This window comes from Mycobacterium sp., assembly GCF_965230835.1.
Taxonomy (GTDB): Bacteria; Actinomycetota; Actinomycetes; order Mycobacteriales; family Mycobacteriaceae; genus Mycobacterium.
The window spans coordinates 4294465-4306921 of sequence record NZ_CBDDLW010000002.1; the positions used below are offsets into that span (position 1 = coordinate 4294465).

9 protein-coding genes and 1 pseudogene are annotated in these 12457 nt (G+C 63.3%); all 10 read left to right on the top strand.

Translation table 11 applies throughout. From position 1 onward, the window contains the following. Positions 1–83: 83 nt before the first annotated feature. Positions 84–1133, top strand: coding sequence for a phenylalanine--tRNA ligase subunit alpha (gene pheS / locus ACO07W_RS19650; protein ID WP_421845318.1), 1050 nt, complete (start codon positions 84–86; stop codon positions 1131–1133). After that, the gene (pheT, locus tag ACO07W_RS19655) at positions 1133–3628 is read left to right on the top strand and encodes a phenylalanine--tRNA ligase subunit beta (RefSeq protein WP_421845319.1); all 2496 of its coding nucleotides are present in this window, start codon (positions 1133–1135) and stop codon (positions 3626–3628) included. Before pheS ends, pheT begins: the two co-directional genes overlap by 1 nt. Before the next feature lie 140 nt (positions 3629–3768). After that, positions 3769–4038: pseudogene (locus ACO07W_RS19660) on the top strand (PE family protein); the annotation flags it as partial. 417 nt (positions 4039–4455) lie between these two features. After that, the gene (locus ACO07W_RS19665) at positions 4456–6420 is read left to right on the top strand and encodes a hypothetical protein (protein WP_421846187.1); all 1965 of its coding nucleotides are present in this window, start codon (positions 4456–4458) and stop codon (positions 6418–6420) included. 178 nt (positions 6421–6598) lie between these two features. Further along, positions 6599–7633, top strand: a complete 1035-nt coding sequence (argC, locus tag ACO07W_RS19670; RefSeq protein ID WP_421845320.1) for an N-acetyl-gamma-glutamyl-phosphate reductase — start codon at positions 6599–6601, stop codon at positions 7631–7633. Further along, positions 7630–8841 (top strand): bifunctional glutamate N-acetyltransferase/amino-acid acetyltransferase ArgJ, encoded by a 1212-nt coding sequence (gene argJ, locus ACO07W_RS19675; RefSeq protein WP_421845321.1) that lies wholly within the window; start codon positions 7630–7632, stop codon positions 8839–8841. Before argC ends, argJ begins: the two co-directional genes overlap by 4 nt. A 102-nt stretch (positions 8842–8943) precedes the next feature. Beyond that, positions 8944–9825, top strand: a complete 882-nt coding sequence (argB, locus tag ACO07W_RS19680) for an acetylglutamate kinase (RefSeq protein ID WP_421845322.1) — start codon at positions 8944–8946, stop codon at positions 9823–9825. After that, positions 9822–11024 (top strand): acetylornithine transaminase, encoded by a 1203-nt coding sequence (locus ACO07W_RS19685; protein WP_421845323.1) that lies wholly within the window; start codon positions 9822–9824, stop codon positions 11022–11024. Before argB ends, ACO07W_RS19685 begins: the two co-directional genes overlap by 4 nt. Next, on the top strand, positions 11021–11947 hold the full coding sequence (gene argF / locus ACO07W_RS19690; protein ID WP_421845324.1) for an ornithine carbamoyltransferase: 927 nt from the start codon (positions 11021–11023) through the stop codon (positions 11945–11947). Before ACO07W_RS19685 ends, argF begins: the two co-directional genes overlap by 4 nt. Continuing rightward, a complete protein-coding gene (locus ACO07W_RS19695; protein WP_421845325.1) occupies positions 11944–12450 on the top strand; it encodes an arginine repressor in 507 nt (168 codons plus the stop codon). Before argF ends, ACO07W_RS19695 begins: the two co-directional genes overlap by 4 nt. Positions 12451–12457 lie beyond the last annotated feature (7 nt).

Sequence of the window (12457 nt, forward strand, 5' to 3'; positions counted from 1 at the left end):
CGCCACGCCCGTGCCGTGCATTACCGGCTCATCGACGATGCGGGCAGTCCGACCAGCCGCATCAGCAAGGAGAGTGTCGCCGCGTGGGTGATCAACCCGTCGAGTCGATGTTGTCACCGGATGTATTGGCCAAGGCGGTCAGTGCGGCCCAGCAGGCCATCGCCGACGCAGAAAATCTGGACGCACTGGTGCGAGTCAAGACCGAGCACCTCGGTGATCGGTCGCCGCTGGCCTTAGCGCGTCGAGCCCTGGGGAGGTTGCCCAACGACGACCGTGCGGACGCTGGTAGGCGTGTGAACATCGCTCGCGGAGACGCTCAGCGCAGCTATGACGAGCGCTTGACGACGTTGCGAGCGGAGCGGGACGAGGCCGTGTTGGTCGCTGAACGGATCGACGTCACATTGCCGTCGACGCGACAGCCGATCGGCGCGAGGCACCCGATCACGATCCTGGCCGAACACATCGCCGACACGTTTGTTGCGATGGGATGGGAACTTGCCGAGGGGCCTGAGGTCGAGACCGAGCAGTTTAACTTCGATGCTTTGAACTTCCCGCCCGACCATCCCGCGCGCAGCGAACAAGATACGTTCTACATTGCGCCGGAGGATTCCCGCCTGCTGCTGCGTACTCACACTTCACCGGTGCAGGTACGCGCCCTGCTAAAGCGAGAATTGCCTGTGTATGTCGTCTCGATAGGCCGTACTTTCCGTACTGACGAACTCGACGCGACCCACACCCCAGTCTTCCATCAAGTGGAGGGCTTGGCGGTGGACCGGGGACTGACTATGGCCCACCTGCGGGGAACGCTGGACGCTTTCGCGCGTGCTGAGTTCGGGCCTTTGGCTCGTACCCGAATGCGGCCGCATTTCTTTCCGTTTACCGAACCGTCTGCCGAAGTCGACGTGTGGTTCGCCAGCAAGAAGGGTGGCGCGAACTGGGTGGAATGGGGTGGCTGCGGCATGGTCCATCCAAACGTATTGCGAGCAGCAGGTATTGATGCCGAAGAATACAGCGGATTCGCGTTCGGGATGGGGCTGGAACGCACCCTGCAGTTCCGCAACGGTATTCCCGACATGCGCGACATGGTCGAGGGCGACATCCGGTTTTCGTTGCCGTTCGGAGTGTGGTCCTGATGCGTGTTCCCTATAGCTGGCTGCGGGACGTCGTTTCAGCAGGTGCGCCGGACTGGGCTGCGCAGCCAGGTGAGCTCGAGCAGGCGTTCGTGCGTATAGGCCACGAGGTTGAAGAGGCGGTTCCGGTTGGCCCGGTTACCGGTCCGCTGACGGTGGGGCGGATTGCCGACATCGAGGAGCTGACTGGCTTCAAGAAGCCCATTCGGGCTTGCCTGGTAGACCTGGGCAACAGTCATCAGTGCGAAATAGTGTGTGGCGCAACTAATTTTGCGGTTGGCGATCTGGTCGTCGTGGCACTGCCAGGCGTGACCCTGCCTGGCGGCTTTGCGATCGCGGCTCGCAAGACATACGGCCGCACGTCGAACGGAATGATCTGTTCGGCAGCCGAACTCGGTTTGGGCGCGGATCATTCTGGGATCCTGGTGCTGCCGCCAGGAACCGCAGAGCCCGGAGCCGACGGCAATAGCGTGCTCGGACTGAACGACGTGGTATTCCACCTGGCTATCACCCCTGACCGTGGCTACTGCATGTCGGTTCGCGGGCTGGCCCGCGAGATCGCCTGCGCATACGACCTGGACTTCGTCGACCCAGCCGGCCGCAGCGTCGTGCCGGCCCTGCCTGCAGACGGACCGGCGTGGCCGCTGACAGTACAGCCTGAAACGGGGGTTCGTCGGTTCGCGCTGCGCCCGATCACCGGTATCGATCCAACCGCGGTATCGCCATGGTGGCTGCAGCGCCGGCTGCTCCTGTGCGGGATCCGGGCGATGTCTCCGGCGGTAGACGCCACCAATTATGTGATGCTGGAACTAGGGCATCCGATGCACGCGCACGACAGCAATCGGATCACCGGGGGCTTCGATGTCCGGTTCGCCACGCCTGGCGAGACTGTAGTCACCCTCGACGATGTCGAGCGCCGGCTTAACCCGGCTGACGTCCTTATTGTCGACGACGTCGCAACGGCGGCGATCGGCGGTGTGATGGGCGCAGCAAGCACCGAGGTGCGTGGCGACTCCACCGATGTGTTGTTGGAGGCTGCGGTGTGGAACCCGGCGGCCATATCGCGAACCCAGCGGCGGCTGCATCTGCCCAGTGAGGCGGCTCGCCGTTATGAGCGGGCTGTAGACCCTGCCATATCAGTGGCTGCGTTGGACCGGTGTGCCGCGTTACTTGCTGACATTGCTGGCGGGACGGTCGCGCCTACGTTGACAGACTGGCGCGGTGATCCCCTGCGTGATGGCTGGTCGCCGCCGCCGCTGAAGATCGCGGCCCACTTGCCTGACCGCGTGGCCGGGGTGGACTACCCGCCGGGCACGACCGCCCGGCGGTTGACCCAAATTGGCGCCGAGGTCGATGGCACCGATGACATCTTGACTGTGACCCCGCCGAGTTGGCGACCCGATCTAGTGCAGCCCGCCGACCTCGTCGAGGAAGTGCTGCGCCTGGAGGGGCTGGAGGCCATCGGATCGGTGTTGCCGGCCGCGCCGGCGGGCCGAGGGCTGACCAGTACACAGCAGCGCAGACGTGCGATTGGCAAGTCGCTGGCGCAATCTGGCTACGTCGAGATCCTGCCGACGCCGTTTCTGTCGGCCGATGTGTTCGACCTATGGGGGCTGTCGGCCGACGATCCACGGCGCACAACGACCGAGGTACTGAACCCGCTAGAGGCTGAACGTTCACGGCTCGCCACTACGCTGCTACCGGCCCTGTTGGAAGCGTTGGGGCGCAATATATCTCGAGGGATGGGCGATGTCGCACTATTCGCGGTTGCCCCCGTTGTTCTGCCCACTGAACATACTCGACGCGTCGAGCTCATCCCGGTGGATCGCCGGCCGACCGTCACCGAGGTCGAGATTTTGAACGCATCGTTGCCCAGACAGCCCCAGCACATCGGTGCGGTGTTGTCCGGGCTGCGCGAACCGCGCGGCCCCTGGGGCCCCGGCAGGTCGGTTGAACCGGCAGATGCGTTCGAGGCGGTGCGAACCATAGCGCGTGCAAGTGGAGTTGAGGTGATACTGCGGCCAGCCCAATACTTGCCGTGGCACCCAGGCCGGTGCGCGGAAGTACTCGTCGGTGAGGTATCTGTCGGTCACGCCGGACAGCTGCATCCGGCCGTGATCGAGCGGTCGGGCCTTCCGGATGGCATCTGCGCGATCGAACTGAACCTCGACGCTATTCCAGCTGGCGCGGCGCTACCCGCGCCCAGGGTGTCGCCGTTTCCGGCGGTGTTCCAAGACGTGAGTCTTGTGGTGTCCGAGGATGTTCCCGCCCAAAAAGTATTGGATGCCGTTCGCGAGGGGGCCGGGGAATTGTTGGAGGACCTTCAATTGTTTGATGTCTTCACCGGTCCGCAGATCGGCGATGGATGCAAGTCGCTGACATTCGCGTTGCGGTTCCGCGCGCCGGACCGAACGCTGACGGAAGACGATGCCAGCACGGCTCGCGATGCCGCTGTGAAGCGGGCAGCCGAGCAGGTCGGCGCCGTCTTGCGGCGCTGATTTCGGCGGCGCATCGAAATCTTCTCGGTTGCGTGGCCCCTGTTATCGCATTTCCACGCATGTTTGCTATGCGCGGCGTTACGCTCATATTTCCTCGCGATAACTAGCTGTTCGCTGTGTGAGCCGACGGGAGATCGGAAATGTCGTTTGTGAACGTAGCGCCGGAAATTGTGGCGTCGGCGGCTGGGGACCTAGAGGGTATCGGTTCGTTGATTACTGCCGCCAACGCGGCAGCGGCGGCTCAGACGACGGGGGTAGCGGCAGCGGCCGCAGATGAGGTGTCGTTGGCCATCGCGGCGTTGTTCGGAACCCATGCCCAGACATATCAAGCCCTGAGCGCACAGGCATCGGCATTTCATCACCAGTTCGTGCAAACCTTGAATGCCGGTGTGGGCGCCTACGCAAGCGCCGAGGCCGTCAACGTCGAGCAGACGCTGCTCAATGCCGTGAACGCGCCCACCCAGGCGTTGCTGGGGCGCCCACTGATCGGCAATAGCGGAAATGGCGCAGCTGGGCTCATCGGCCAGACCGGAGGCTACGGAGCAGCCGCAGGTCTTACAGGTAGCGGCGGGGCAGGTGGCGCTGGCAGAGCTGCCGGCGTGAGTCCAGTGGCCGCCGCCCCCGCAGCCGGTGGCCTGGCCGGGTTGTTTGGCCGCGCAGCCAGTCCTGGTGCCGTCGCGGCCTCGGTTAACGCGGCCGGGAACAACCTTGCGGACAGTCTGCAAGTACCGGTTGCGATCGGTAGCGGTGCGGCGGTGGCCGGCGCCGGGGGCCCTGTTGCTATCGGTGGTGGCTGGGGTGAACTTTTCACGACAGGCGCCGCCCGCTTGGAGAGCTTTGGCGGCAATTGGCTTGCCGGTCAACTGCCGTACCTGAATCAATTTGCCGGCACCCAGCTGAGCTACGCGAACACAATTGGAACCGGCCTGGTGAGCGGGGCGCAGAGCTTTGGGGCAGGTCTGGCTACCCTGCCGTCGGCGTACGTGACGGCCTTCGAAGCCATTGCTGCCGGCGACTTCGGCACCGCCGCGGAGTCACTTGGGGCCGCAATCACGGGCACACCGATCTGGGCGACCGCAGAGGCGACTGCTGCCGCCGACCTCGGGTTGCCGACGACGCTCAGTTTCAACACGCTGGGTTGGCCGGTAACCACGCTCGTCGCGGCGGGGGAAAGTGGCACGGCATTCGTCAACGCGGTGCAGGCCGGCGATCCGATTGCGGCGATTGGTGCGCTTGTCAATGCCCCTGCCGCCGTTGTGAACGGGTTCCTCTTTGGCCAAGAAACGATATCTTTGCCGATTCCGCTGGACATACCTTTCACATCAGTGGTGCTCAACGTTCCATTCGGCGGGCTCCTCACGCCGATGGAGCCCTTGACAGCGACGGTTACCATCGCTGGCATAACCAGCACTATCACACTCGGCGACCTACCATTCGGTGGCATCATCCCGGCCCTGCTGGACAATGCGCCTCAACCACTTGCAATGTCTCTGGAGGGACCGTCGGCGAGCCTCGGCGCCATCTCATTAGTTGGAAACGGCGGATTCGACGGACTCGGTTCGATTATCGGGCAAGGTCTGCCCGCTGGTGTCGTTGGGTTTGTTGGCAGCGAGTTGGCCAATATTCAGCAGAATGTGGTGAACGCAGTGAATGCGCCCGTCCAGGCCCTGCTCGGTGAATCGTTGGTTTTCAATGGTCTCCCGTTGGTGGGCGATGGTGGTGTCGGCTCGCTTCTTGCGAACAGCGTGACCGGGTTTGTTGGCGGCGAGTTAGCTAACATTCAGCAGGATGTCGTGAACGCGGTGAATGCACCCATTCAACAGTTACTTGGCGACCCGCTGGCTTTTGGCGAAAACCCACTACTCGGTGACCTTGGACTCGGTGGCGGACTTAATGTTCTGCCGGCTGCTAGCAGCGCGCTCACCGTCGGTGGTGCGTGGGGTGACCTTTTCACCAACACCGTCGCCAACCTGGAAAGCCTCGGAAGCAATTGGCTTGCCGACCCGTTGCCATTTCTGAATCAATTTGTCGACAACCAGCTGAGCTATGCGAGCACGATAGAGACCTCACTGGTCAGCGGGGCGCAGAGCTTTGGGGCGGGGCTGGCTGCCTTACCGGCGGCCTACGTGACGGCCTTCGAGGCCATTGCTGCCGGCGACTTCACCGCCGCGGCGGAGGTACTTGGACTGGCCTACGCGAATCTCTTCATCACCGGTGTTGATGCCAGCGATTTGTCGAACATCATGCTGACCGGCACGGTAGGGGACTTACTGCCAATACTGAGTATTCCGGGCGACGCGTCGCAGAACCTGACCAACGTGATTGTGGCGGCAACGGATACGAACATCGCGCTGAATTTGGATATTGGACCACCGGTGGAATTGGATGCAAATCTTGGGCTACCGATGGCGCTCGCCGTGAACGCACTGGGTTCGCCGGTGACCACGCTGCTCGCGGTTGGAGAAAGCAGCACAGCATTCCTCAACGCGGTAGAGGCTGGAGACCCGCTCGCGGCGATCGGCGCGCTTGCCGACGCTCCAGCCAATATCGCGGACGGCTTTCTCAACGGTCGTGTGGTAATTCCGCTGAATGTTGTTGATGAACTCGGACTGAAGGTGGATCTCAACCTTCCCTTTAATGGGGTTCTCGCGCCGCTACAGCCCGTGACGGCGACAGTTTCGATCTTGGGTGTGCCGACAACCGTCACGCTCGGCGGTACGCCGATTGGCGGTATTATCCCTGCCTTGGTTAATTACGCGCCTCAACAGCTCGCAGCCGCAATCGGCGCATAGGCGCACCTAGCGCACCATCGGCGTGGCCCACAAGGTCACGGCGGCAGGCGCTGAACAGAACTGTGTCAGGACGGGCGCCGACCTGGCCGATAGCTCGATGTTCCACCGCGCAGCCGCCGAGCGTTCCCCGGATGTAATGAGTTTGCGAACTGGTGCATAACCATGCAAAACTGTCGAGATGACGAGAGTGGCGGTCGCCGGTGCCAGTGGCTACGCGGGCGGTGAAATACTTCGGCTGCTGCTCGGGCACCCGTCGTACATCAGCGGAAAGCTGACGATCGGCGCACTCACTGCGGCGGCGAGTGCCGGAAGTGCACTCGGAGAGCATCATCCGCACCTGGTTCCATTGGCTTCGCGAATCGTCGAGTCAACTGAGCTGTCTGTGCTCGAAGGTCATGACGTAGTTTTTATGGCCTTGCCGCACGGACATTCGGCTGCGCTGGCCGACCAACTCAATCCGGAGACTCTGATTATCGACTGTGGTGCGGACTTCCGATTAACCGATGCCGCCGCATGGGAGCGGTTCTACGGGTCGGCTCACGCTGGCAGCTGGCCGTACGGGCTGCCGGAATTGCCGGGTGCGCGCGAGGGGCTGCGCGCTGCGCGGCGCGTCGCGGTTCCGGGTTGCTATCCGACGGCGGCTCTGCTCGCGCTGCTACCCGCGATGGGTGCGGATCTCATCGAACCGGCGGTCACCGTGGTCGCGGTCAGCGGCACCTCCGGTGCTGGCCGCGCGGCTAAAGCCGACCTGCTCGGTTCCGAGGTCATCGGGTCGGCGCGGGCCTATAGTATCGCTGGCGCCCACCGGCATACTCCCGAGATTGCGCAGGGCCTACGTACGGTTACTGCCCGGAATGTCACCGTGTCGTTCACCCCGGTGCTCATTCCAACTTCGCGCGGCATCCTGGCCACGTGCACTGCCCGCACCAGCGCACCAGCATCACAGCTGCGGTCGGTCTATGAAAAGGCTTATGAGGCAGAGCCTTTTGTTCATCTAATGCCTGAAGGGCGGCTACCGCGAACCGGCGCTGTGCTCGGTAGCAACGCGGCACACATCGCGGTGGCAGTCGATGAGGACGCTGAGACGTTCGTGGCCATCGTGGCGATTGACAACCTGGTCAAGGGCACAGGTGGTGCGGCGGTACAGTCGATGAACCTAGCGATGGGTTGGCCGGAGACCCAAGGGCTTTCGGTGGTCGGGGTGGCGCCGTGAGCCGGGCTGGGCACACACGCCTGGTGCGCGCGCAAGGTGTCACAGCCCCGGCGGGCTTCCGGGCCGCTGGCATCGCGGCTGGCATCAAACCGTCAGGCAAGCGAGATCTCGCCCTAGTCTTCAGCGAAGGTCCCGACTATTCGGCCGCCGGAGTGTTTACCCGCAATCAGATCAAAGCTGCCCCAGTGCAGTGGACTCAACAAGTGCTAACCACCGGACGATTGCGTGCCGTGATCCTCAATTCCGGTGGCGCGAACGCCTGCACCGGGCCGGCGGGATTTGCTGACACCCACGCCACCGCAGAGGCAGTGGCCGCAGCTTTGTCGGATTGGGGAACAGAAACCGGAGCTATCGAGGTTGCTGTGTGCTCCACCGGCCTGATTGGCGACCGGCTACCAATGGACAAAGTGCTCGCCGGCGTCGCTGACGTCGTGCATGAGATGCACGGCGGGTTGGCCGGTGGCGACGACGCGGCCGATGCCATCATGACCACTGACACCGTGCCTAAACAGGTTGCGCTACATCATCAGAACAAGTGGACTGTCGGCGGGATGGCCAAAGGTGCGGGCATGCTGTCGCCGTCATTGGCCACCATGCTGTGTGTGCTCACCACTGACGTGCGGACCGAACCGGCAGCACTCGAGCAGGCGTTGCATCGCGCCGCCGCCCATACTTTTGATCGCCTCGACGTCGACGGCAGTTGCTCCACCAACGACACTGTGCTGTTGCTCGCGTCGGGGGCCAGCGAGATCACGCCCTCTCAGGATGAACTCGACGACGCTCTGATGCGGGTCTGCGACGACCTGTGCAATCAGCTGCAAACCGATGCCGAGGGCGCCACAAAGCGCGTCGCCGTGACGGTTAGCGGTGCCACCACCGAAGATGAAGCACTCGTCGCGGCCCGGGTGATTGCCCGCGACAGCCTGGTTAAGACTGCGCTGTTCGGCTCCGACCCCAATTGGGGCCGGGTGCTTGCGGCCGTCGGAATGGCGCCAGTGTTTTTAGATCCGAGCCGAATAACGGTTTCCTTCAATGGTTCTACGGTCTATGACGACGGCGTCGGCGCACCGGGAGCGCGCGAAGTGGACCTGTCGGACCGCGATATCGATGTCACTGTTGATCTTGGCGTCGGCGACAGCATGGCTGTGATCCGCACTACTGATTTGTCGCACGGTTATGTCGAAGAGAATTCGGCCTACAGTTCATGAGCTGCGGCGGCGACGATGCAGAGCGAAGCGATGAGGAGGAGCGACGCCGATGGGCTGCGGCGGCGACGATGCAGAGCGAAGCGATGAGGAGGAGCGGCGGATATGAGCCTCGATGTCCTAACTACTGACGTCAAGGCGCAAGTGCTGGCGGGCGCTCTACCCTGGTTGAAGCAGTTGCATGCGAAGGTTGTTGTGGTCAAATACGGCGGCAACGCGATGACCGATGAAAGGTTGCGCCGCGCGTTCGCCGCGGACATGGCGTTCTTGCGTAACTGCGGTATCCATCCGATCGTCGTGCACGGCGGTGGACCACAGATCACCGCTATGCTTCGCCGCTTCGGCATCGAAGGCGATTTCAAGGGTGGCTTCCGCGTCACCACACCCGAGGTTCTCGATGTTGTGCGAATGGTGTTGTTCGGGCAGGTGGGTCGTGAGCTGGTCAACCTGATCAACGCTCATGGGCCCTACGCCGTGGGTATCACCGGCGAGGACGCGCAACTGTTCACCGCTGTGCGGCGCAGCGTCACTGTCGACGGTGTGGCAACCGACATCGGCCTGGTCGGCGACGTCGACCAGGTCAACACCGACGCGGTGCTCGATTTGATTGCGGCGAGACGGATCCCGGTGGTTTCGACGCTGGCGCCCGACGCCGACGGCGCAGTGCACAATATCAACGCCGACACCGCCGCGGCGGCGCTGGCCGAAGCGTTGGGGGCCGAAAAGCTGTTGATGCTTACTGATGTCGAAGGCTTGTACACCCGGTGGCCGGACCGGGATTCGCTGGTCAGCGAAATCAGTACCGCCGCATTGGCGGACCTTCTCCCGACGCTGGAGTCGGGCATGATCCCCAAAGTCGAAGCATGTCTGCGGGCCGTCAGCGCCGGCGTCCCGAGCGCACATGTCATTGATGGCCGCGTTGAGCACTGCGTGTTGGCCGAGTTGTTCACCGACGAGGGCACCGGGACCAAGGTGGTATCTGCATGACGCACCCGACAACCAACTCGGCAGCTATGCGGCAACGGTGGGAAGCCGTGATGATGAACAACTACGGCACCCCACCAATAGCGTTGGCCAGCGGGGATGGTGCCGTGGTCACCGACGTGGACGGCAAGGTCTATGTCGATCTGCTCGGCGGTATCGCGGTCAACATTCTCGGGCACCGTCATCCGGCCGTCATTGATGCGGTCACGCAGCAGATCTCAACGCTGGGCCACACGTCGAATCTGTATGCCACTGAACCGGGTATCGCCCTGGCCGAAGAGTTGGTGGCCCAGCTAGCGGCGGAAGCCCAAGCCCGGGTGTTCTTCTGCAATTCCGGGACCGAGGCCAACGAACTGGCGTTCAAGCTGTCCCGACTTACCGGCCGCACGAAAATCGTTGCCGCCCAAGACGCGTTTCATGGCCGCACAATGGGTTCGCTGGCGCTCACCGGCCAGCCAGCAAAGCAGGCGCCGTTTGCGCCGCTGCCCGGCACCGTGACGCACGTCCAGTACGGCGAAGCTGATGCGCTGGCTGCTGCAGTCGATGATGACACCGCCGCAGTGTTCCTAGAACCGATCATGGGGGAGAGTGGTGTCGTAGTCCCGCCTGAGGGATACCTCGTGGCGGCCCGTGAAATCGCGACGCGACACGGCGCCCTGCTGGTGTTGGATGAGGTGCAAACCGGAATCGGCCGGACCGGAGCGTTCTTCGCTCACCAGCACGCTGGCATCACCCCCGACGTGGTAACTCTGGCAAAAGGACTCGGTGGTGGGCTGCCGATCGGGGCGTGCCTGGCAGTTGGGCCGGCCGCGGAGTTGCTGACTGCCGGGCTGCACGGCAGCACCTTTGGTGGCAATCCGGTCTGTGCAGCGGCGGCACTCGCGGTGCTACGGGTACTCGCGGCTGACGATCTGGTCCGCCGAGCCGGCGTTTTGGGAAAGTCGCTCCGCAGCCGAATCGAATCGCTTGGCCACCCGCTGATTGATCATGCTCGTGGCCGCGGATTGCTATGCGGGATCGTGCTGACCGCCCCGCAGGCCAAGGATGTGGAAGTGGCCGCCCGCGACGCCGGTTATCTGGTAAACACGGCTGCCCCGAACGTGATCAGGCTGGCGCCGCCGCTCATCATCACCGAACTTCAGCTGAATAGCTTCATCGCTGCTCTACCGAGCATTCTCGACGCAGCGGAGACGCGAATATGACGAGGCATTTCCTGCGTGACGACGACTTGTCGCCAGCAGAACAGGCCGAAGTTCTTGGGCTGGCCGCCGAACTGAAGAAGGCCCCGATGAGCCGGCGTCCTTTAGAGGGGCCCCGCGGCGTCGCGATCATCTTCGACAAGAACTCCACACGCACCCGGTTCTCGTTCGAGATGGGCGTCGCGCACCTGGGCGGGCACGCGATCGTCGTAGACGGGCGAAGCACACAACTGGGCCGGGAAGAAACTCTGCAGGACACCGCAAAAGTCTTGTCCCGCTACGTCGATGCCATTGTCTGGCGCACTTTTGGCCAAGACCGGTTGGAAGCCATGGCCGCTACCGCGGCAGTACCAGTAGTCAACGCCCTCTCCGACCAGTTCCATCCCTGCCAGGTGCTAGCTGATCTGCAGACAGTGGCCGAACGCAAAGGATCCTTAGCGGGCTTGAGGCTCGCCTACTTCGGTGACGGTGCCAACAACATGGCCCACTCGCTGATGCTTGGCGGCGCCACTGCCGGCATGCACGTAATCGTCGCCGCTCCCGATGGATTCGCACCCGACCCTATGGTGGTGGCGGCGGCTGAGCAACGTTCCCAGCTGACTGGAAGCTCGGTGACTGTCACCGCCGATGCGGACGCAGCCGCCGCGGGCGCCGATGTGCTGGTGACTGACACCTGGACGTCGATGGGTCAAGAGGACGACGGGCTAGACCGGGTTGGCCCGTTCCAGCGATACCAGCTCAATGGGCGGCTTGTCGGGTTAGCGAATCCGGGCGCGATCGTCCTGCATTGTCTTCCGGCTCATCGCGGGTACGAGATCACTGACGAGGTGATGGACGGGCCGGCCAGCGCGGTATGGGATGAGGCTGAGAACCGGTTGCACGCGCAAAAGGCGTTGCTTGTTTGGTTACTGGAGCGGTCTCGATGAGTCGCGACGCGTCGAAGGCGGTGCCCGAGGTCAGCGCAAACCGAGCGGGTCGCCAGGCCCGCATCGTGGCGATCCTGTCGTCGGAGGAAGTCCGCAGCCAAAGCGAGTTGGCGGCATTGCTGGCCGTTGAAGGTATTGAGGTGACCCAGGCAACGTTGTCTCGGGATCTTGAGGAGCTGGGCGCTGTGAAACTTCGCGGTGCGGACGGCGGCATCGGGGTGTATGTGGTGCCCGAGGACGGCAGCCCTGTCCGCGGGGTATCTGGCGGTACCGACCGGATGTCGCGTCTGCTCGGTGAGTTGCTGGTATCGGCTGACGCCAGCGGCAATCTCGCGGTGTTGCGCACGCCACCGGGCGCGGCACACTATCTGGCCAGCGCAATCGATCGTGCGGCCCTGCCGCAGGTGGTCGGAACGATCGCAGGTGACGACACCATCCTCGTGGTTGCCCGCGAGCCTACAACGGGCGCAGAACTAGCCCGAATATTTGAGAACATTCAGTAAGGAGTTG